Source organism: Nocardia sp. 2TAF39 (assembly GCF_052114905.1).
GTDB lineage: Bacteria > Actinomycetota > Actinomycetes > Mycobacteriales > Mycobacteriaceae > Nocardia.
Genome location: NZ_JBFRFQ010000029.1, coordinates 50,240 through 70,185 on the forward strand (window position 1 = coordinate 50,240; position 19,946 = coordinate 70,185).

General features: G+C 66.7%; 20 protein-coding genes and 1 pseudogene. 14 read left to right on the forward strand and 7 right to left on the reverse strand.

Annotated elements, in window-relative coordinates:
- Positions 1 to 20: 20 nt before the first annotated feature.
- Together AB4Z47_RS19090 and AB4Z47_RS19095 are read right to left on the reverse strand one after the other, a co-directional pair.
- Positions 21 to 1,235 carry an erythromycin esterase family protein gene (locus tag AB4Z47_RS19090; protein WP_441952492.1) on the reverse strand — a complete coding sequence of 405 codons (1,215 nt, stop codon included), beginning with the start codon at positions 1,233 to 1,235 and terminating at the stop codon, positions 21 to 23.
- A gap of 98 nt (positions 1,236 to 1,333) precedes the next feature.
- A complete protein-coding gene (locus tag AB4Z47_RS19095) occupies positions 1,334 to 2,440 on the reverse strand; it encodes a DUF4185 domain-containing protein (protein WP_441952531.1) in 1,107 nt (368 codons plus the stop codon).
- 293 nt (positions 2,441 to 2,733) lie between these two features.
- Here AB4Z47_RS19095 and AB4Z47_RS19100 point away from each other — a divergent pair, with 293 nt between their 5' ends.
- Together AB4Z47_RS19100 and AB4Z47_RS19105 are read left to right on the forward strand one after the other, a co-directional pair.
- Positions 2,734 to 3,054 (forward strand): hypothetical protein, encoded by a 321-nt coding sequence (locus tag AB4Z47_RS19100; protein WP_441952493.1) that lies wholly within the window; start codon positions 2,734 to 2,736, stop codon positions 3,052 to 3,054.
- A 141-nt stretch (positions 3,055 to 3,195) separates the two neighbouring features.
- A pseudogene (locus AB4Z47_RS19105) lies at positions 3,196 to 3,447 on the forward strand (hypothetical protein); the annotation flags it as partial.
- Positions 3,448 to 3,729: 282 nt separating this feature from the next.
- Here the strand turns inward: AB4Z47_RS19105 and AB4Z47_RS19110 are convergent.
- Positions 3,730 to 4,527, reverse strand: a complete 798-nt coding sequence (locus tag AB4Z47_RS19110; RefSeq protein WP_441952494.1) for an alpha/beta fold hydrolase — start codon at positions 4,525 to 4,527, stop codon at positions 3,730 to 3,732.
- A 134-nt stretch (positions 4,528 to 4,661) separates the two neighbouring features.
- Between AB4Z47_RS19110 and AB4Z47_RS19115 the strand changes: the two genes are divergently transcribed.
- The 4 genes from AB4Z47_RS19115 (at position 4,662) to AB4Z47_RS19130 (ending at position 6,544) form a co-directional block, all read left to right on the forward strand.
- The gene (locus tag AB4Z47_RS19115) at positions 4,662 to 4,886 is read left to right on the forward strand and encodes a hypothetical protein (RefSeq protein WP_441952495.1); all 225 of its coding nucleotides are present in this window, start codon (positions 4,662 to 4,664) and stop codon (positions 4,884 to 4,886) included.
- Positions 4,873 to 5,169: a hypothetical protein gene (locus tag AB4Z47_RS19120; protein ID WP_441952496.1), complete on the forward strand. Its 297-nt coding sequence runs from the start codon at positions 4,873 to 4,875 to the stop codon at positions 5,167 to 5,169. Before AB4Z47_RS19115 ends, AB4Z47_RS19120 begins: the two co-directional genes overlap by 14 nt.
- 147 nt (positions 5,170 to 5,316) lie before the next feature.
- Entirely contained in the window at positions 5,317 to 5,646 is a 330-nt protein-coding gene (locus tag AB4Z47_RS19125; protein WP_441952497.1) for a hypothetical protein, read from the forward strand.
- A 265-nt stretch (positions 5,647 to 5,911) separates the two neighbouring features.
- On the forward strand, positions 5,912 to 6,544 hold the full coding sequence (locus tag AB4Z47_RS19130) for a hypothetical protein (protein ID WP_441952498.1): 633 nt from the start codon (positions 5,912 to 5,914) through the stop codon (positions 6,542 to 6,544).
- Positions 6,545 to 6,652: 108 nt separating this feature from the next.
- Here the strand turns inward: AB4Z47_RS19130 and AB4Z47_RS19135 are convergent, their stop codons facing one another.
- Both AB4Z47_RS19135 and AB4Z47_RS19140 read right to left on the reverse strand, forming a co-directional pair.
- The gene (locus AB4Z47_RS19135; protein WP_441952532.1) at positions 6,653 to 6,853 is read right to left on the reverse strand and encodes a DUF1905 domain-containing protein; all 201 of its coding nucleotides are present in this window, start codon (positions 6,851 to 6,853) and stop codon (positions 6,653 to 6,655) included.
- The gene (locus tag AB4Z47_RS19140) at positions 6,850 to 7,287 is read right to left on the reverse strand and encodes a hypothetical protein (protein WP_441952499.1); all 438 of its coding nucleotides are present in this window, start codon (positions 7,285 to 7,287) and stop codon (positions 6,850 to 6,852) included. Before AB4Z47_RS19140 ends, AB4Z47_RS19135 begins: the two co-directional genes overlap by 4 nt.
- A gap of 50 nt (positions 7,288 to 7,337) precedes the next feature.
- On the opposite strand from AB4Z47_RS19140, the gene AB4Z47_RS19145 reads away from it, so the two are divergent.
- Positions 7,338 to 9,347, forward strand: coding sequence for a polyprenyl synthetase family protein (locus AB4Z47_RS19145; RefSeq protein WP_441952500.1), 2,010 nt, complete (start codon positions 7,338 to 7,340; stop codon positions 9,345 to 9,347).
- Between the two features lie 436 nt (positions 9,348 to 9,783).
- Here AB4Z47_RS19145 and AB4Z47_RS19150 read toward each other — a convergent pair whose 3' ends face one another.
- A complete protein-coding gene (locus AB4Z47_RS19150) occupies positions 9,784 to 11,226 on the reverse strand; it encodes a flavin-containing monooxygenase (RefSeq protein ID WP_441952502.1) in 1,443 nt (480 codons plus the stop codon).
- 296 nt (positions 11,227 to 11,522) lie between these two features.
- On the opposite strand from AB4Z47_RS19150, the gene AB4Z47_RS19155 reads away from it, so the two are divergent.
- Both AB4Z47_RS19155 and AB4Z47_RS19160 read left to right on the forward strand, forming a co-directional pair.
- Positions 11,523 to 12,746: an acyl-CoA dehydrogenase family protein gene (locus AB4Z47_RS19155; protein ID WP_441952503.1), complete on the forward strand. Its 1,224-nt coding sequence runs from the start codon at positions 11,523 to 11,525 to the stop codon at positions 12,744 to 12,746.
- On the forward strand, positions 12,743 to 14,173 hold the full coding sequence (locus tag AB4Z47_RS19160; RefSeq protein ID WP_441952505.1) for an LLM class flavin-dependent oxidoreductase: 1,431 nt from the start codon (positions 12,743 to 12,745) through the stop codon (positions 14,171 to 14,173). The genes AB4Z47_RS19155 and AB4Z47_RS19160 overlap by 4 nt, the downstream gene beginning before the upstream one ends.
- 90 nt (positions 14,174 to 14,263) lie before the next feature.
- On the opposite strand, the gene AB4Z47_RS19165 is transcribed toward AB4Z47_RS19160, so the two are convergent.
- Complete coding sequence (locus tag AB4Z47_RS19165) at positions 14,264 to 14,746, reverse strand: GAF domain-containing protein (RefSeq protein WP_441952507.1); 483 nt, start codon at positions 14,744 to 14,746, stop codon at positions 14,264 to 14,266.
- Between the two features lie 97 nt (positions 14,747 to 14,843).
- On the opposite strand from AB4Z47_RS19165, the gene AB4Z47_RS19170 reads away from it, so the two are divergent.
- From AB4Z47_RS19170 to AB4Z47_RS19190, 5 genes are all read left to right on the forward strand, one after another.
- Positions 14,844 to 16,229, forward strand: a complete 1,386-nt coding sequence (locus AB4Z47_RS19170) for a styrene monooxygenase/indole monooxygenase family protein (RefSeq protein ID WP_441952508.1) — start codon at positions 14,844 to 14,846, stop codon at positions 16,227 to 16,229.
- Positions 16,230 to 16,373: 144 nt separating this feature from the next.
- Entirely contained in the window at positions 16,374 to 17,489 is a 1,116-nt protein-coding gene (gene sfnG, locus AB4Z47_RS19175; protein WP_441952510.1) for a dimethylsulfone monooxygenase SfnG, read from the forward strand.
- The gene (locus tag AB4Z47_RS19180) at positions 17,489 to 18,706 is read left to right on the forward strand and encodes an SfnB family sulfur acquisition oxidoreductase (RefSeq protein WP_441952511.1); all 1,218 of its coding nucleotides are present in this window, start codon (positions 17,489 to 17,491) and stop codon (positions 18,704 to 18,706) included. Before sfnG ends, AB4Z47_RS19180 begins: the two co-directional genes overlap by 1 nt.
- A gap of 35 nt (positions 18,707 to 18,741) precedes the next feature.
- Positions 18,742 to 19,257 (forward strand): NADPH-dependent FMN reductase, encoded by a 516-nt coding sequence (locus AB4Z47_RS19185; protein WP_441952513.1) that lies wholly within the window; start codon positions 18,742 to 18,744, stop codon positions 19,255 to 19,257.
- On the forward strand, positions 19,250 to 19,765 hold the full coding sequence (locus AB4Z47_RS19190; protein WP_441952514.1) for a flavin reductase family protein: 516 nt from the start codon (positions 19,250 to 19,252) through the stop codon (positions 19,763 to 19,765). The genes AB4Z47_RS19185 and AB4Z47_RS19190 overlap by 8 nt, the downstream gene beginning before the upstream one ends.
- Positions 19,766 to 19,946 lie beyond the last annotated feature (181 nt).

A 19,946-nucleotide genomic window follows, 5' to 3' on the forward strand; every position in this document is an offset into this window, starting at 1 on the left:
CCGGCCCGCGTCCGGCTTGCTCAGGCGGATGCCGGCGGCAGCCAGTGCACCGGCGTGGTCTCCCGCACGTGGAGCAGCACATCGAACGCGGCGGCGAGCGATTCCACCCGGATGTTCGCTTCGGCATCCTTTGCCGGGTCGTACACGCCGCTGATGGTGCGCGCCTTCGCGGGTCCGTTCAGCCAACCGCGTACCGATTCGTGCGCGTCGGCGTGCAGGTCCACGTAGTAGGCGGGCAGGTCGAGTGTGCCGAGCGCGGCGTCGACCAGGTCGGGCAGCGGGTCGGGTGCTACAACCATCCCCAGGTCACCGTGGTGGAAGCCGATGGCCACCGAGATGTATCCATCGCCGAAGTACTCACGCAAATGACTTCCCACGCCACGGAATTCGGCCGAACCCATGGCGAGGAGGGGGACGTTGGTCGTGTGGGCGAGCCCGTCCCAGTAGGCGATCTTGGCGCCTGTCGTGCGCTGCCACTCGATCAGCGTTTCGGCGGAGGGCCGCTCGTCGCGGGCGAAACCTCCCTGGCCCGCGACGCTCCGCTCATGGAAGTGATGGATCAGGCGCGCGTGGGTGAGCGCGGTGGCGCGTTCCCGCGTGTCCGGTAGTGCTTCCAGCAGCGTGAGCGCGGCCCGCGCGTGTTCGACGAAGGGGCGGCCCGGATGGATGCCTTGGTGCCGCTGGACATGTTCGTCGACCTGGTGCGCGGTGCGGATCGGCGCGAGGTGCCCATCGATCGCGGCCAACTGCTCCGGTGCGGTGTCTTGCACGTAGGCGAGCACCGCGTCGTAGTCGCTCGGCTCGGCCAGTGGCGGTTCGACGCCGAAGATCCGCACCGGATCGGCCGGATGGGCGAGGTTGTACGCACGAATCCACCGCAGTGCCGCGACTGTCTCCTCGGTTCGCCACGGCCGCCACGCACCGGCGAGCACGGTTTCGGGATCGCTCGTTCCCGCGGTGACGAACCGATCCCAGCGTGCGCCGGAGCGTGCAGTGTCCTTGATCGCCAGCGCGCGGAAACCGTGGCGCTCGACCAGGGCGCGGAACACCCGCTCCCGCACCCCGAAGGTCTGCCGGGAGAACCGTGTCGATTCGCCGAGCCCGACCACCGTGGCGGAGCCGAGCTGTGCGAGCAGCGCGTCGAGGTCCGGTCCGTCGAAGGCGGGATCGGTGCTGTCGACCGCATGGGCGTTGGCACCGAGCCATGCGTGGACGTCGGTGGTGGTGGTGACCATTGTTCCTCCCGAAAACTGAGACGATGCGACGCGGCTCAGCCTCATACATGAACCATGGTTGAGGTCAAGAACCGTGTTGAACGGGAGGGCTCCGGGTACTACAGCGTCGTGCGCATCAACACGACGTTGTACTGGCTGTGCACGGTGGTGAGGAAGTACAGATCGCGCCCGGTTTGGTACGGGAAAATCGACGGCGCGTACGCGGTCGGCAATTCCCTGCTATCGATCAGCACTTCAGGATCACTCCACGGACCCACTGGCGAGGACGCGCGGCGCATGACGACAGAATTGAAGGGATCGGTGGTGAGCGAAATGAATTGTCCGAGATAGGAGTTGTATCTCACCGATAGTTCACCGACGCCCCACATGATCGGCACCGCCGCGTTCACATCGTCCTTGCGCCAACCGCGGCCATCCCAGTATTCGTATTCGCGGAGATTCTCGATGTCGGTCTCGCGGACGCGGGCGATGTAGGCGGCGTGGTTGCGTCCGGGGCGGGTGCCGTATTCGTAGACGTATCCGCCGTCCTTCAGGAAGGCGTTCATCTGGAAATTTGCGTTCGCGCCCTCGTTCGGTCGTCGAGTGGCCGACAGATCGGCCCAGGTCTCGCCGTTGTCACCGGAGGCGGCCAGGCCGGAGAAGTTGGTACTCCACTGGCCGACGTCGTCCCAGCTTTTCACCGACATCATGCTCATGTACTGCACGCCGTTGACCGAGATTCCAGCGGTGGGGATCCGGCTGATCTCCAGGAACGGGATCTTCGGGCTGGGAATCAGGTCGCGGGCCTGACCGAACACATCCCGGACCACGCTGTCGAAAAAGATGCCTTTGGCCGGATCCTGGGTATGGCTGCGGACGAGGATATTGCTGCGCCAGGCCCATGCGCTGCCCGCGAGCAGGTTCGGAAAACCGATGCCCGCGCTGTCACCGAAAGCGGTGAGCATTTCGCCCTGCCCGTTGTCCCACATGATGCCGAGATCGGTGCCGAGCACGTTGTAGTCCTGGGTGTTGTTCGGACTGGCCATGCCGGTCAGCTGGAAGACCGCCCTGCTGCGGCCGACCAGATTCGGCAATCCATTGGTGCCGTTGAGCACCGGAATCGGATTGATCGCGTTTGGATTGGCGATGGCGGGGGTATCTGCCGTAAAAAGCAAGGCCGAGACACCCGTCAGCGCCGAAATCAGTATGGATGCGGTCCTGGTCAATGTCTGTGAGCCCTCCGGTTTCTCGCCGAGAGCAGTGCGAAACACAGACGTCCCGCGATACACAGACCCTTCGCAGTGTGCCACGCACCACTTTTCGACTGGCTGGCAAATCGTCAGAATGCTAACAGCGAAATTTGTCTCAGACCGGCGGATCGCCAGCCGACTTCGCTGAATATTTGCTGACAGCCTTGGGGAACTCCGCGTCGGGCGTGGTGAAACCGTACAGCGACCTCGGCGCCACCCCTGAACCGACGGTGCACGCTTCGGCGGCAACGCACCGCGGCGGTTGCTCGATGCCGTCGCGCAAAGCCAGCGCCGACGCACGGTCGGACGTCGTGCTGATCACTGGCGCCGAGGTGGTGGCCTCCTGGAACGCTGCCGCCCGCACCGGCACGGTGCTGGACTGGCCCGAACAGTTGGAGGACATGCAGCCCGGCACGATCGTCGGCTCGAACCGCGCACCCAACCCGGACATGGAGACCGCCGCGGGCCTGTGGGGCCCGGTGTACTTCTACGCCCTGATTGCTGCGCCACAGGCTCGGGCTGCGGAAGTACTCCTGCTTCCCGGTGGCCGTGCAGGTCGCCGCGGAGGCGCTCGGCCTGCCGATCGATGACCCGGCGCGACCGCTATCGATCACCGGCGGGCTCACCCTCGCGGACGGGCCGGGCAACAACTACGCCACCCACTCGATCGCAACGCCGTCCGGCATGCTTCGCGACGACCCGCGCGTCGTCGGCCGGACGACCGCGCTGGGCTGGTACAGCGCCAAGCACGGTGTCGGCGTGTATTCGGCCAGGCCACCCGCCCGGCTGTTCCGCGCGATCGAAGCGGAGGTCCCCCGGCGCGACGCGAGCCGGAGCCCGAGTATACCGGTCCCGCGACCGTCGAGGCCTACACCGTCGCCTACCGCAAAGGTCCAGCGCCGGACCACGCCGACGAGCCGGAAGCCGTTGTGGTGAGCGCCCTGACGCCCGCCGGCACCCGCATACTGGTTCGGACGTCCGATGCCGACACGATCGCGGCGTGCACCGACGGCGACCCGCTCGGCGCGGCCGCCGGCATTGCCAGCGCGGACACGTTCACCCTGCTCACCGACCCGCAGTGGGCAGGGACGCTGAAGGCCGTGTCGGAGCGCGTCCGGGAGACGCAGGAGCAGCGCAGGGGCGCGCATGCGCACGCGACTCTTGGAACCGAATTCTCCAGCCTCGGTGGGGAAACGCGATGCGCGTGCTGCTGGGCGCGGCCGACGCGGACACCCTGCTCGCCCCGCCCGCTCGAGGAACAGACGCTAGCGCTCGCGCTCGATCGTCTCGCGCAGGACCTGCGCGCAGCCGGTGGGGTCGTCGTAAAACGGGGAGTGCCCGCTCCCGTGCAGCGTGATGTGCCTGGCGTTCGGCAGCATGCCGCGCGCCCTGCGGCTCTGTGTCGCGTAGGTGAGCAGGATGTCGCGGGTGCCCCACGCAATGGTGACCGGAATGTCGGCCAGCGCACCGATTTCATGCAGTTCGGCGTCGGCGAACGAGGCGAGCGCCGCATCGAACCCGGTGGCGTCCGCAGCGCTGGTCGCGGTATCCAGCGCCACTCGAGCGTCCAGTGCCCAGGGTTTGCCGAAGATCAGCGTCAGGAAGGCCGTCCGGCCCGCCGCCGTGCCGAGGACGTGCGGCAGTGCGGGGCGAAGCATGCGCGCGAGCGCGCGTGACTTGCCCAGTGACTGCTGGCACCAGACGCGACCCGCGGTGTCCCAGAAACCGATCGGCGAGTATGCGGTGACCGAGCGCGCCAGACCGCGCGCACCCAGATTCAGCGTGATCAGTCCGCCCATCGAGTTGCCGGCCAGGTGCGGATGATCGATTCCTTGCGCGGCGAGGAATTCGGCGAGCGCGACGGTGAGGGTGTCGACGGTGGTGTGCGCGAGTGCGGCCGACGCGCCGAACCCGGGCAGGTCGACCGCGATGACCTCGTGCGACGTGGCGAGGGTGTCGATGATCGGCTCCCATATCTGCCACCGGCTGCCGACCCCGTGCACCAGGACGAGTGGGTCCCCCGCGCCGACCCGGTGATGGTGCAACGTCGTCATGGTGGTCATCCCCACTCGTCGTCGTCCGAATGGACCAACCCTAACAGCAGTCACCAGCCATCAGTTCGAATCCGCGGAGCGCCCGCCACGTGAAGCAGAAACTGTGCGCTGTGATGCCCCGAGTACGCGGTACGATAATTGGTATGGCAACGCGTAAGGTCACACTGTCGCTGGATGCGGCCGCCTGGTCCTTTGCTGAGCAAGCTGCGGCCCGCGCGGGTATGTCGCCCTCGGCGTGGATATCGAAGGCCGCGCGCCGCGAGGCGGTGCGTGCGGGCGTCGGTCCGGTGCGGGACGTGACTTCCGAGGCCGCCGCGGACGCGGCCGAGCTGGCGGCCGCCGAGGAGGCGATGCGTGCGTCGGGGTGAACTGTGGATATACAACCCGCATGGTTCGCCGCGTCGTCGTACGGTCGTGCTCATCAGCAGTGACGGAATCAACGAATCTCCCCGCCCGTGGTTGATCGCCGCCGAGGTGGTCGACGAGGACCCGCGGGACATTCTCGCAGTTCCGGTGGAGGAGCACGGCTGGGTGCACGCGGGAAACATCGGGCGCATCTTCCGCGGTTGGCTGGCCGAGCGGGTCGACGTGGTGGACACCGACACATTGGAGCGGCTCGACACCGCTCTGCGAGCCGCGATGGATCTGTGAGACCCGATCCGCCGGTGCAACGCATTGTGCGAGAACGTAACCGGCGCCGATCGCCGCGAACGGCTACCGTCTAGCGCGGCGCGGCATTATGGTTGCCACGCCCCCGAGGTGGGAATTCGACGGAAGAGGAGTCAGGTGCGGATCTGCATGATCGCCGCTGCGCTGATCGCGCTGCCGGTGCTCGCGGCATGCGGTAGCGACAAGGACACGGCGGCGCCCACGGTGACGCAGGCCGATCTCGCCAAGTCGCTGCATGACAAGGGCCTCAAGAACCAGCAGCTCGCCGACTGCGCCGCGAAGGTGTTCGTGGATCAGGGGATTTCACAGGCCGGATTGCGGGTCATGATCAGCGACAAGTACGACGCGAAGGCAGCCGACCAGGAGACGCTGGGAATGAGCAAGGAGGACGCGGACAAGGCGCGTGCCGCCAGCGGTCGGATCGCCAGCGAGTGCATGTCGGCTGCGCAGCCGCGCTGAGCGAGCTGCCGGCACGGTACCGGTCCAGCGGCGCCGATCAGCTTCCGCGACGGCGCCGATCAGCCTCTCCGAGGCGCCGATCAGCCTCTCCGAGAGGGTCTTCGAGCAACCTCTCCAAGGGCGCTGACCAGCGGACTCGATCCGCCGGACCGACAATCCACGATTCGCGTAGCGGACCGGGAGTGCGCATCGTACGCTGACGCTACGTCGGCTCGGGTGTCGACCGGAAGCCGAGGATTCGACCGTGTCACCACCGCCTTTGCCGATGTCGACGGATCCCGTGGGAGCGCCTACGCCACAACGGATCACGCCTTCCGGCCGATGGTTCGTGCTGGGCGGCGCGCTGATCGCCCTCGGCGTAATCGGCGGCATCGTCCTCGGCGTGGTCGGTTTCCTGCACGCTTCCGGCCGTATCGATGATTTCCAGCGGGTGAAGGTGCCGGGCTCCGGGATGGTGAACTTGACCGAAGCCGGTGGATACACGGTGTATTTGGAGTATCCGGGCGCGTCCTCCGACAGTGCGAAGAGCTCGGTCAGCCTGCGGGTCACCGATCCGGGCGGCGGACACGTCGCACTGGAGCGGTACGGCGCGAACGTCACCTATTCCTTCGGCAAGCACGAGGGGCGGACCGGGTTCTCGTTCGAGGCGAGGCGACCAGGCGCCTACCGGGTGACCACGGCGGGCGACTCGGAGGTGACCGTCGCGATCGGCCAAGGGCTGGGCTCGTCGTTCGTCGGTGCCCTGCTCGGTGCGCTCGGCCTCGGATTCGGTGGCGTGATCCTCGGTGTACTGGTGATCGTTGTGGTGGCGGTCAAGCGGAGCGGGAGCAAGCGCAGAGCCGCTGTCGCGGCCGGCTGGTACCCGCCATCGGGACGCCCGGTCGAAGTCGAATATTGAGCATGGGAGACACACACAGAGCCGTCGCGTGGATGGCTCGAGCGTGTGCCGAACTCGTCGGCAGGCTCGCGGGATGACCGCTCGGCCAGGGAGCGCCGTGCCGGCGCCTCACAACGCGACAGTGAGTTCGATCCGCGCAGCCGAACCCGCCGCCAACCACTCGGCGGTGCGCACCGCCTTCTTCACCGGCAGCACATAGGTCGCGCGTGACTTGTCCTGAAACAGCGATTTCGACCAGCGGCTCTTCCCGATCGTCAGATGCACGCGCACCGCGCCGAAGCCGGGTTCCGGACTGGTGAGCTCGCCTATTCAACTGTCGCGAGTTGTCGAAGGATTTCAGCCGACGGGTGACTGGAATCGGGAGCAGTGACGTAGCGACTCCAGGTCGCCGCCTCGGCGGCGATTTTCGTGGTCGTGACGTAGTGATAGCCGAGCGCGTCGGCGACGACAGAGGCCGGTATCTGCTGGATGTGCTGCCGCATGGCCGATGTCCAGCCCGGAACATTGAGGACACCAAGCACTTTCAGCAGCCCGCCCAGCGTCTCAAAACTATGTCGCAAGTACGGGGAACTGCTGCCGTGAGTACCAGACCCTGGTCCCGGAATAGCCCTACTCGGCCCGGCAACGTCGATCGGGGAGATACTCGCCCAACGGCACTCATCAACCGACATCACCTTTGTGACGGATACGTCGAAATTGGCTGATATCAACACCTTCCGCGCCAGCATGGTGTCAAATTCCACTGATCAACGGTGTGTGTAGATGACCGATGTACCCAGTCAGGAGTGCCCGCGTGCCACGTGAAATCGATTCGGCTGTCTTCCCGCATCTGGAGGCGGACCTCGCCCGCGTCCGTGACGTTCTCGGACCTGTGCGGTTCGAGGGTAGGCCCGAACTGGCCGCACTTACCGACGAAGGACCCGACACATCTCGCCGCCTGGTGCGCCCCACGTTGACGTTGCTGTCGTACTACCTGCTCACCGATCCCGCGACCCCTGCCGACGACCGGGTGGTGCGCGCCGCCGCTGCCGTGGAGTTGCTGCATCTGGGCTCGCTCTACCACGACGACGTCGTCGATCACGCGTACGAGCGTCGCGGCCGTCCCAGTTCCAACGTGGTGTGGGGTTCGCATATGGCCGTATTGGGTGGGGACTCCGTGATACTCACGAGCGTGCGCATGTTGGCCGAACTCGGCCCGCGTGAAGTTCTCGCGGGGGCGATCGCGGGTGAGCGGATGTGTGCGGGCATGGTGATCGAAGCCGCCGACCAGTATGTGACGTCTCGCAGTGAGCAGTCCTACTTGGACGCGATCGACGGCAAAACGGCGGCGGTGCTGTCGCTGGCGTGCCGGGTGGGTGCGATGCAGGCCGGCTGCTCCGAGGAGCAGGAAGAGGCGTTGGCGCTGTTCGGCCGCCACTTCGGGCTGGCCTACCAGCTGTATGACGACATCCTCGATCTGACCTCGACCACCGACGAGATGGGCAAGCCCGTCAACGCGGATCTGCCCGAGGGCATCTACACCCTTCCCGTGATCCGCGCCGCAGCCCGCGACCAGGACCTTGCCAACCTGCTGCGCAGAGCAACAACGCATGAGCAAGCCACACGCGCCCGCGAGCTCGTCATCGCCTCCGGCGCCGTGGACGAAGCACAGGCGGTCGCCGAGGAATTCATGGACCAGGCCGCCGGTCACCTCGCCGCCCTGCCCGTCGACCCGCGCACCCGCCACGCAATGAGCACCTACGCCAAGTCCATACTCGACAGGCGAACCTCTGATCCCGCGACCCCCCCGCAGGCGACGCAGCCACCTCGAGCCCACGGTGATGGGCTCCCGCCGCACCTCACGCAATGGTTCAGGAGCTGGCTGGTAGACACCGGCCTTGCCCTCACCCCTGCCGAGACCGACTACCACCGGTGGATAGGAGCGATCCGGAGCCTGGCACACATCATGACACCAGCAGCGGACGCGGCCCAAGAGCAGACCGCCCTCGGCATTGCCGTGCTGGACCTTGTGTGGGACGACCTCTTCGATGATCCGCAGCTGACCGACCCCGAAGCCGTCACCGCGCTGAAGCGTGGCATGGTGGCAACGCTGCGCCAGGACCCGGAGAAACCGTGGAGGCCCGGCGCGCTCCCGACGGCCTGGGCGAGTTTATGGCCGCGCCTGCGCGAGGGCCGCACCACCCGCTGGCAGGAGCGGTTCCTCGACAACCTCGAGGAGTGGTACGAAGCCTGCGAACGCGAAGCCCACCATCGCATCAACGGCTACATCCCGCCCACAGCCGACTACCTGCCGCTGCGGATGTCGACCAGTGGGTACGAAATCGCCATCGCCGGCCTGGAGGTGTACCACAACCGGGAACTGCCCTCGACGCTGCGCAACCACCCCGTGATCCGCCGTCTCGAGGAACTCGCCTTCTGGGTGGGCTTCGTGGAGAACGACCTGGTGGGGTTGGATCAGGACGAGGCTGACCAAGTCCCCTACAACCTGGTGAGGATGGTCCGTCACGAGACCGGCTGCACCCGCGGCGAAGCCGTCGAGCAGGTGCAGCGCCAAGTGACGGAACATCGTGCCCAGCTCGAGGCGCTGAACCGGTACATCCCCGCGCTCCTTCGCGTACTTCCCGGCCTGTCGGGCCAGGGGAAAGACTATGCGGAGTTGTACGGGAACATGGCCAGCATAGTGCTCTGGGGCCATGAGAGCGATCGGTACGAGCAAAACTCCACTTCCGCGGCACCAGACTTGGAACGCTTGCGCCGTGAGATCTACTACCCGGCCGACGAACCGGCTCCTACCGCGCCGTAAACCCCGCAGCCGGCAAAGCAGGGTGTCCCCCGCGATCGACCGTGGTGGTCGCGGGGGACGCTTTCGGGAAGGTGACGCCTCCAGCCGGGCTATTCGAGGCAGCTCATGCCCCAACTCGACATCACGACGTCGGAATTCGTCGGCACAGCCACTCAGGTCGAAGTTGGGGTCGGGCGTTGTTGGGGGTAGGGGCGCATCCGCCAGAAATCCGGCGGTAGCGCGCTATGGCAGATAGCCGCGCACTATCTGCCATAGGTCGCGGGTCGTTCTGGTCCGACGGAGCCGTCAGTCGAGGTGACTCGGGAATCTATCTGCCGTACAACGCAATCGGATCGTATCCGAAGCGGTACGAACTACCAGTTGGACGGCGCTCAATGCCGCTACGCCGGATTTCCGGCAGATGCTCCCTATCCGCTGGACCGCCCGTAACTTCTGCCTACGACATGAGCCGGTAGTCCGCGATCTCGACTCGGCGGGTGCGTCGGTCGTATTCACTGACCAGTCCGGGCCAGTTCATCGAGATCCGGCCGGTTTCGGAGCGATACCAGCTCGCACAGGAAGCCCATACCGTTGAGGCGAGCCTGCGCTGCACCTCGGTATCGTAGTGTTGCTCGACGTCGGCGCGAACGTCGAGCGCGGTTCCCGGACGAGTGTCGAGATGCTCGATGAGTTGGCGGATGTAGCGCGCTTGGCGTTCGAGCATGTAGATGATCGACCCGGAGCCGAGATTGGTGTTCGGGCCATACATGATGAACAGATTCGGAAAGCCGGGAACCGCGATGCCCAGGTAGGCCCGCGGGCCTGCGGCCCACACATCGTGCAGGTCGCGACCGTTGTGATCTCGGATCTTCATCGGCGCCAACAGTTCCTGCGGCAGGAAACCTGTCCCGTAGATAATGGCGTCGACGTCGTGCTCGACACCGTCGGCAGTCCGGATTCCTCGGGGGGTGATCTCGGTGATGGCCTCGGTCACCACGTGCACATTGGTTTCGGTGAGCGCGGCATAGAAGTTGTTGCCGAATAGCACACACTTGCACCCGATCGGATAGTCCGGCGTCAACGCCGCCCGCAGTTTCTCGTCCGGAATTTGTATGCGCAGATTCCATTTCGCGATCCAGCCGACAAAGCGTGCGATGCTTCGATTCCCCACCAGGCCCAAGGCGGCAAGTTCCCCGCCCGACCAGCACAGCAACCGCTCCGCGCTTTGCAGCAATGGCCTCCGCCGAAAAGTCAACCGGTGCAGACGACCGTATGCGGTGTCCGGCTTCGGCAGGATGTAAGGAGCCGATCGCTGAAAGACCGTCAGATCGGCCACCAGCGGCTGGATCCGCGGCACGAACTGGACGGCGCTCGCACCGGTTCCGATGACCGCCACCCGCTTGCCGGCGAGTTCGTAGTCGTGATTCCACTCCGCGGAATGGAAGCTGACGCCCGCAAATGACTCCCGGCCCGAGATTGCCGGAATTGCCGGTCGGGACAGCTGGCCGGTGGCGGGCACGAACACGTCAGCATCCAAAGTCTCGCCGGTGTTCGTCTCGATTCGCCACCGTCGCGTTGCCGCATCGAAGTCCGCGCCGGTTACCTCTGTGTTGAACCGGATGTGCGGGCGCAGACCGTAGTCGTCCATCAGCCGGTTCAGGTAGTCCTTGATATCGCGCTGCCCCGAATACCGTCTCGGCCAATTGGGATTCGGGGCGAATGAGAACGAGTAGTACGGCGACGGTACGTCGCATGCCGCACCCGGATAGGTGTTCTCCCGCCAGACTCCCCCTGCCTCGGATGCCTTCTCCAGGATGACGAAATCATGGTGACCGGAGCGCACGAGCTCCAACGCCATCGCCACCCCACCGAATCCTGCACCGACGATGACTACAGCCACAGACACAGCCTAGTGCCGCATCCTCTGATGCGCTGGGGCTGTGATGACCAGTCCACCAACGGGATTGGTCGACCGGTATCGAGGTTGATCGCCGCTCGTGACGGCGTGATCGCTCAGCGCGGGCCCGCCCACGGAGTCAGCTCCAAGAAAGCGATGAGCTCGGCGTAGAGCACCAGCGCAGCATTGGGGATGCCGTCGACCTGTTAGCGAGGCGCACCGACCGGCCGCCGCACGGCATTTCGATCGCACTGCGTGCAACCCGTGAGCGCGTCGCCGGGGTGCGCGATCGTGGGGTGATGACATCCACCGAGGCGAAATCCGCCACAGACTCCGAACTGGATGCGATCTTCGGGCCGATCTTCGACCGGATCGCCCAAGGCGCGGTCCCGCGCGAAATAGATCGCACGCTGCCCTTCGAGGAGGTCGGCTGGTTACGCGCCGCCAAGTTCGGCGCGCTACGAGTGCCGGTCGAGTTCGGCGGCTACGGCGTCACCGTCCGGCAGCTGTTCCGGCTGCTCATCAAGTTGGCCGCCGCCGAATCGAACCTGCCGCAGGCGCTGCGCGTGCACTATTCGTTCGTCGAGGACCAACTGCTCGCCGAGCCGGGACCGGAGCGGGAGCGCTGGTTGCGCGCGGTGGCCGAGGGCACGCTGGTCGGCAATGCGATCACCGAACCGGGTGTTGGCGCAGTGGACCGTTATCGGACCACCCTGACCGAGGACGGCGGGCGGTGGCTGCTCAACGGTGTGAAGTACTACAGCACGGGCTCGCTGTACGCGGACTACATCCTGGCCGCCGCCGACCGTGACGGCGAGCGGGTGGGTGTGCTGGTCGACGCGAACGCCGACGGGGTGCGCCAGCACGACGACTGGGACGGTTTCGGGCAGCGACTGACCGCCAGCGGAACCACAGAATTCACCGACGTGGTGGTAGACGAGGATCGGATTCTCGGTCCCGGCTACGGCGCCCCCGGCCGGACCTATGCGACTTCGTATCTGCAGCTGGTCCAGCTCTCGGTGCTGGCCGGAATCGCCGAGCGCGCCGAGCACGACGCCAGGGAATGGGTCGCGGCGCGCACCCGCAGCTACACACATGCCGCCGCCGACGTGCCACGGCAGGACCCACTGGTGCAGCAGGTGATCGGGCGGCTGTCGGCCGCCGCGTTCGCCGCCGAATCCGCCGTGCTCGCGGTAGCCGACGTTCTCGACGAGGTGCTCGTGGGCGGCGCACAAGATGAAAAAGCGTTGGTGGCCGCCGAACTCGCGGCAGCGCGGGCGCAGCTCGCGGTCATCGACCTGGTGCTGCCCGCCACGACGCTGCTGTTCGAAGTCGGTGGCGCATCGGTGGTTTCGGAGCGGCTGCGACTGGACCGGCACTGGCGCAACGCGCGCACCATCTCGGTGCACAACCCGGCTATCCAGAAGGCGAGGGCGATCGGCGATCATCTGCTCAACGGCGCGGAGCTGCCATTCGCCTGGAGTGCGGGCGAACGGAAACCGACCGGGGAAGCCACACAGTGACCCGCCGGATCCGCTTCAACGCCTTCGACATGAACTGTGTCGCCCACCAATCCCCCGGGCTGTGGCGGCATCCCGATGACCAGTCGCATCGCTACAAGGAATTGAGCTACTGGACCGAGCTTGCGAAGCTGCTGGAGCGGGGCCGCTTCGACGGCATCTTCATCGCGGACGTGCTCGGCACCTATGACGTATACGGCGGCAACGACACCGCCGCACTGCGCCAGGGCGCGCAGATCCCGGTAGCCGACCCGCTGCTGCTGGTCTCCGCGATGGCCGCGGTGACCGAGCACTTGGGATTCGGTGTCACCACCGGCACCGGGTTCGAGCATCCGTTCCCGTTCGCCCGGCGGCTGTCCACGCTCGATCACCTCACCGGAGGCAGGTTGGGCTGGAATGTGGTGACTGGCTACCTGCCCTCGGCGGCGCGCAATTTCGGCGCCGCTGATCAGCTGGACCACGACGAGCGCTACAACCGAGCCGACGAGTACCTCGAGGTGCTCTACAAGCTGTGGGAAGGTTCGTGGGAGGACGACGCGGTGGTTCGCGACGCCGAACTGGGGGTCTACGTCGACCCCGCAAAGGTCCATCACATCGGCCACCGCGGGACGCACTATTCCGTGCCGGGCATCCACCTCTCAGAGCCGTCGCCGCAGCGCACGCCGGTCATCTACCAGGCGGGCGCGTCGACGCGTGGTGTCCGGTTCGCGGCGGAGAACGCCGAGGCCATCTTCATCGCGGGACCGTCGAAACGAGTTCTCGCACAGACGGTTTCCCGGATCAGGGATGCGCTGGAGGCAGCGGGTCGCAACCGTTACGCGGCGCGCGTCTATGCCCTCGCCACGATCATCACCGACGCCACCGACGAGGCGGCGCGGCGCAAGCACGAGGAGTACCTGTCCTACGCCAGCGTCGAGGGCGGGTTGGTCTTCATGTCCGGTTGGATGGGCATCGATCTGTCCGGCTACGACCTGGACGACCCGATCGGCGAGGTGGAGAGCAACGCGATCCAGTCGGCGGTGGCGGCGTTCCAGGAATTCGATGACGACGGCCGGGAATGGACCGTGCGCGACATCGGCCGGTGGGCCGGAATCGGCGGCATGGGCCCGGTGTTCGTCGGCTCGGGGGATACGGTCGCCGACCGGCTCCAGGAGTGGGCTGCGGAGACCGACCTCGACGGATTCAACCTCGCCTACGCGATCACGCCAGGGACCTTCGAGGATATTGTCCGCCACGTGGTTCCGGTACTCACCGCGCGCGGCGCGTACGTCGAGGAATACCTGCCGGGAACGCTGCGCAACGCCTTGTTCGGCGCTGGCGATCGGTTGCCCCCAGAGCATCGTGGTGCGCGGTACCGTTTGGGCGGACCGGGATCGACGGCACTGCCGGACTCGGTCGCACGGTCCGGCGCGGCGGTCGCGCGACCGTAGCGGCTCCGGATGGCGCCGGAACCAACCTGATCAGCCGACAGGAGAACAGGTCGGCGCCGAAACCGAGATGGTTGCGGCGCCGAAGGGAAGTCACGTGGCGGTGAGAAAGACCTGTGCCACCGATTCCAGCCCGGCGCGGTCGATGTCGTCGAAGCGTCCCGGCTGCGGACTGTCCAGGTCGAATACGCCGACGAGTTCGCCGTCGCGAATCAGCGGGACGACGATTTCCGACCGGGTGTCGGCATCGCAGGCGATATGTCCGTCGAATGCGTGCACGTCTGGCACGAGTTGGGTTTCCCTGGTCTGCGCCGCGGTTCCACATACTCCTTTTCCGAGCCCGATTCGCACGCACGCGGGCTTGCCTTGAAACGGCCCGACGACGAGTTCGTGTCCGTCATAGAAATAGAAACCGACCCAATTCACCGCGGGCAGCGCGTGGAACACCAGCGCGGAAAGATTGGCGGCGTTGGCGATACGGTCTCCCTCGCCCGCCACCAGTGCCTCGGCTTGCGTCACGAGCTGGCGGTACTGCTCGATGCGGTCTCCGGTCGGATCGGCGGCGGTGAACGACATGGCCCGAATGGTACGCGTCCCCAATTCGCTGTCTGCCCATTGATTCTCGCTGATCGCAACACTCGGGACAGCAAGGCCCCGCCCGCATCATCCCTACATGACATCGCAGCAATCCGTATCCCGTTCCACCCGTTCGGCCGCGGTAATCGGTGCCGGGCAAGCCGGCGTCACTGCGGCACTCGGACTACTCGACGCCGGTTTCGCCGTCACCCTCTACAGCGAGCGCGATCAACGCGCACTGCGCGACGACGTTCCCGCGACCGGCACAGCGCTCGAATTCGGTGAGACCCAGCAGGCCGAGGCCGCGCTCGGCTTGGACAGCTATACCGCGCGCGCCCCACGGCATACCGGCCTGAGCGTGCGCATCGCCGGGCCCGATCGCGCCGAATTGATCCAATTCGACGGCCATTTCGACGGATACGTCGGCGTAGCGGTCGACACCCGGTTGAAGGTCGACGAGCGGCTCACCGCGTTCTCGGAGCGCGGCGGACGGTTCATCGTCGAGCAGGTCACGCCCCAAACGCTCGACCCCATCGCCGCCGCCAACGACCTCACCCTGGTCGCGACCGGACGCGGCGGGCTGTCCGACCTGTTCCCGATCGATGCTTCGCGCACCCCCTACGACGCACCGCAACGCTCGCTGCTGACCGTCGTCGTGACCGGAATCGGACATGATGACAGCGTCTTCGCGCATCGTAGCGTCGCCGGTGGTGCGCACAGCGGCTTCTCCATATTCGCCGACCAAGGCGAGGGCTGGTGGGGACCGTACCTGCACAAGGACGCCGGTCCGAGCTGGGCGTTCCTCGGCTGGGCCCGGCCGGGCAGCGAGTGGGAGCAGCGCTTCGCCGCGGCGGAGTCCGCCGAATCGGCGCACCGCATAGTGCAGGATCTCTACCGCGACTTCATCGACTGGGATCTGCCCGAGGTGCTGGCCACGAAGACCATCCCCGAGGACCCGCACTCGTGGCTGAAGGGCGCGGTGCGCCCGGTCGTGCGCTCCGGTGTCGGACGCACCGCGGGCGGGCACGTGGTGGCCTCGCTCGGTGACACCTCCGTCGCCTACGACCCGATCGCGGGGCAGGGCGCACAGAGCGGTCTGATCCAAGCCCAGCGTCTCGTCGCGGCGGCGGCCGTGCACCAGGGGCCATTCGACGAGGAGTGGATCGCGCGCCAGTACGCGGCGTTCCTCGCGGCGCGCGCTGACGCGGCCGACAAGGTGACCCGGTTGTTCCTCGGTGATCCCGAACTTGCCGAGATCGGCAACGCGCTGTTCGCCGCGGCGAGCGTGGCACCGAAATTCGCCTCGGCGCTGGTCGGTCTGCTGCACCGCCCCCAGCCGTTCCTTCCGGTCGATTCGCTGGACGCGGCCAACGAGTTCATCACGAAGGTCACCGGCGAAGACGCGGCAGCGCTGCTCGGGCGATTCGCGCCCGCGGGGAGGTTCACCAGGTCCACCTACCCGAACGTCCTCGCCGACGCCTGACCTCGGCCACGATCCGATCCGATCCGGCAGATTCAAACCCTCGTGCCGGTCGGGTCGCGGTGCTGGAGTGGAGGAGCGCCGGGCCGCATGGGTTGCGCCCGGCCTCCGATCCGACGGCTACCCCCGAACCCCATGGAGCAGCTAATGACCACGGAGCAGATCGCCGAGCAGATCCGGTTCGCCTACTGGGTGCCCAATGTCAGCGGGGGGCTGGTCACCAGTGATATCGAGCAGCGCACCGGCTGGGACTTCGAGTACAACAAGAAGCTCGCGCAGACCGCGGAGCACAACGGCTTCGACTATGCGCTCTCGCAGGTTCGTTACACCGCCTCCTACGGCGCGGAATATCAGCACGAGTCCACATCGTTCAGTCTGGCGCTGCTGGGTGCGACCGAGCGGCTGAAAGTGATCGCCGCGATCCACCCCGGACTCTGGCACCCAGCCGTCCTCGCCAAGTTCGGCGCCACCGCCGACCACCTGTCCAACGGCCGGTTCGCCATCAATGTCGTATCCGGTTGGTTCGCTGGCGAATTCACCGCGCTCGGCGAGCCATGGCTCGAGCATGACGAGCGCTACCGGCGCAGCGCCGAATTCCTCGAGGTGATCCGCAAGATCTGGACCGAGGACAACGTCAACTACGGCGGCGACTTCTATCGCATCCGCGATTTCACGCTGAAGCCGAAGCCGCTGAACACTTCGGAGCGCCCGAATCCCGAGCTCTTCCAGGGCGGTAACTCCACCGCCGCCCGGCGCAACGGCGGACGCTTTGCCGACTGGTACTTCTCGAACGGCAAGGACTACGACGGCGTCACCGAACAGCTCGATGATCTGCGTACGGTGGCGCGTGCCAGCGATCGCGAGGTGAAGTTCGGGCTCAACGGTTTCATCATCGCCCGCGACACCGAGCAGGAAGCCCGTGACACCCTGCGCGAGATCATCGAGAAGGCGAACAAGCCTGCGGTGGAAGGCTTCCGCGACGCCGTTCAGCAGGCGGGCCCGTCGACCAAGGACCGCAAGGGCATGTGGGCCGACTCGACATTCGAAGACCTGGTGCAGTACAACGACGGCTTCCGCACAAAGCTGATCGGCACGCCGGAGCAGGTGGCCGAACGGATCGTCGCCTACAAGCAGCTCGGTGTGGATCTGATCCTCGGCGGCTTCCTGCACTTCCAGGAGGAGATCGAGTATTTCGGCGCGAAAGTCCTTCCGCTGGTGCGCGAGCTGGAAGCCGCGCAGCGGCCTGTCGCGGCGGTGAGCTGATGACCACGGTCGCAGCCGACCGCATTCTGTCGGTGGCGCAGGCATTCTCGGTCGCGGAGCGGCTCGCGGCGGACTTCGGGCCGGGGGCCGCCGCGCGCGACCGGGATCGGACGCTGCCGCATGCGGAGATCGACCGGCTCGCGGCCAGTGGCCTGCTCGCCATCACCGTGCCCACCTCCTACGGCGGCGCCGATCTGCCCCCGAGCGCTGTTGCCGAGGTGGTGCGGATCCTCGCCACTGCAGACCCCAACATCGCCCAGATCCCGCACAGCCACTTCGTGTATCTGAATTTGCTCCGGCTCGCCGGTTCGGCAGAGCAGCGCGAGCGGTACTTCAGCCGGGTGCTCGATGGTGCACGGATCGCGAACGCGCAGTCCGAACGCGGCGGTGCGACCATCGCCGACATCTCGACCACGCTGCGGCCGGTCGGCGACCGATTCCATGTCGACGGCGTGAAGTACTACTGCACCGGATCGCTGTTCGCGCACCTGCTCGCCGTGCTGACCAGGCTGGACGACCCGGAGGGACGCAGCGGTCTCGAGCCGGGGGAGTACATCGCCTACCTTCCGGCGAACACGTCTGGCGTGCGGATCGTCGACGACTGGAACGGCATCGGACAGCGCACCACCGGCAGTGGAACGGTGTCCTTCGAGGGTGTGGTCGTCGACCGTGGCCAGGTGATTCCGCGGGCGGGTGCGGTGCACGCGCCGAAGGGTTACGGCGCGTTCGCCCAGCTGATGCACGCCGCCGTCGACGCGGGCATCGCGCGCGGAGCGCTCACTGCGGCAACGGAATTCGTGCGCACGAGAAGTCGTCCGTGGTTCGAGGCGGGCGTGGCCGATGCGGTCGACGACCCGTTGCTGATCCAACGCTTCGGTGAGCTGTCCGTCGCGGTGACCGCCGCCGAGGCGACATTGTCCGCTGCGGCGCGGTCGGTCGACGCGGCCACCCGGACCGAACCCGGCGCTGATCGCGCAGCGCAGGCATCCCTGGCCGTCGCGACCGCCAAGGTGCTCGCCGACCGCGCGGCCAATGAGGTGTCCGCCGCGCTGTTCGAGGTCGGCGGCACGCGCAGCGTCGCGGCGGATCTGAACTTGCACCACTTCTGGCGCAACGCGCGCACGCATACTCTGCACGACCCCGTGCGCTGGAAGTATCAGCACATCGGCCGTGCCCTGCTGCACGACACGGCGCCGCCGTTGCACGGCGTGCTCTGACCGCCGAACAGCATGCGAGCGAAAAGGATACGAAAGTGACAGTGACCGTTGTCGTCGGGAATCCGAAACCCGCCTCCCGCACCCTGACCGCGGCCACACTGGTCGCGAAGGGGCTGCGCCCCGAGGTGGAGCCCACCGTGATCGATCTCGTGACGTTGGGTCCGGGTCTGCTCGGCTGGGGTGATCCAGCGGTGGCCGAGGCGGCGCGCACCGTGTCGGAGTCGGAACTCGTGGTGTTCGCCAGCCCCACCTTCAAGGCGACCTACACCGGGCTACTGAAGTTGTTCCTCGAGCAGTTCGACGGCGGCACCGGCCTCGCGGACGTGCTCGCGGTGCCGGTGATGCTCGGCGCGGGACCGGGCCACGCCCTGGCGCCCGACCTGCTGCTCAAGCCGGTGCTGGTCGAGATCGGCGCCACGGCCGCCCTGCCCGGGCTCTACCTGTCCGACCGCACATTTCATGAGGACGGCGAGATCGACCGGTACAGTGATCGATGGCGATCCGTCGCCCAGGCACTGACCACCAGCTCGAAGGCTGCGAATCATGCATGACCAGTTCGAATTTCCCGCCAACGGAGCAGGTCTCCGTCGCGCGTTCGCCAATTTCCCCAGCGGTGTCGTCGCGGTGTGCGCCGAAATCGGCGGGACCCCACATGGTCTCGCCGTCAGCACCTTCGTCCCCGTTTCGCTCGACCCGCCCCTGGTCTCGTTCTGCGTGCAGAACTCCTCGGCGACCTGGCCCAAGCTCGCGGCCGCGAGCCACCTCGGTCTGAGCCTGCTCGGCATCGACCAGCAGGCCGCTGCCCGCTCGCTCGGCGCTCGTGACGGCGACCGCTTCCGCGACATCGCTCTGCACCGCAGCTCCGGCGACGCCGTCTTCATCGAGGGCGCCTCCGCCTGGATCGAGGGCGTCCCCGAAGCCAACGTTCCCGCGGGTGACCACGCCGTCGTCATCCTCCGCATCCACCGCATCGCCACCCGCACCGACGTAGACCCCCTCGTCTTCCACGGCAGCCGTTTCCGCCGCCTCCACGCGGAACCCGTCAACGGCGCAGCCTGACCACCCGCGAGCGGATCCGATCCGGCTCTCCTGCATCGGGGCGGGCCGGCTGTGCCGCAGTGCGCGCGCTGTGAGAGACTCACATGTCTCTCTGAAAGGCCTGGTCATGACTCTCGGCATGGTTCTCGGCGACTTCCCGCGCACTTCGGCGCGGGTATAGAACAGCTTTGAGCTGATTCCT

Bases quoted from the DNA above. Each gene is read 5' to 3' on its own strand.
- AB4Z47_RS19090 (WP_441952492.1), bottom strand. From the start codon at position 1,235: ATGGTCACCACCACCACCGACGTCCACGCATGGCTCGGTGCCAACGCC.
- AB4Z47_RS19100 (WP_441952493.1), top strand. From the start codon at position 2,734: ATGCCGTCGCGCAAAGCCAGCGCCGACGCACGGTCGGACGTCGTGCTG.
- AB4Z47_RS19110 (WP_441952494.1), bottom strand. From the start codon at position 4,527: ATGACCACCATGACGACGTTGCACCATCACCGGGTCGGCGCGGGGGAC.
- AB4Z47_RS19115 (WP_441952495.1), top strand. From the start codon at position 4,662: ATGGCAACGCGTAAGGTCACACTGTCGCTGGATGCGGCCGCCTGGTCC.
- AB4Z47_RS19125 (WP_441952497.1), top strand. From the start codon at position 5,317: ATGATCGCCGCTGCGCTGATCGCGCTGCCGGTGCTCGCGGCATGCGGT.
- AB4Z47_RS19130 (WP_441952498.1), top strand. From the start codon at position 5,912: ATGTCGACGGATCCCGTGGGAGCGCCTACGCCACAACGGATCACGCCT.
- AB4Z47_RS19155 (WP_441952503.1), top strand. From the start codon at position 11,523: ATGACATCCACCGAGGCGAAATCCGCCACAGACTCCGAACTGGATGCG.
- AB4Z47_RS19165 (WP_441952507.1), bottom strand. From the start codon at position 14,746: ATGTCGTTCACCGCCGCCGATCCGACCGGAGACCGCATCGAGCAGTAC.
- AB4Z47_RS19170 (WP_441952508.1), top strand. From the start codon at position 14,844: ATGACATCGCAGCAATCCGTATCCCGTTCCACCCGTTCGGCCGCGGTA.
- sfnG (WP_441952510.1), top strand. From the start codon at position 16,374: ATGACCACGGAGCAGATCGCCGAGCAGATCCGGTTCGCCTACTGGGTG.
- AB4Z47_RS19180 (WP_441952511.1), top strand. From the start codon at position 17,489: ATGACCACGGTCGCAGCCGACCGCATTCTGTCGGTGGCGCAGGCATTC.
- AB4Z47_RS19190 (WP_441952514.1), top strand. From the start codon at position 19,250: ATGCATGACCAGTTCGAATTTCCCGCCAACGGAGCAGGTCTCCGTCGC.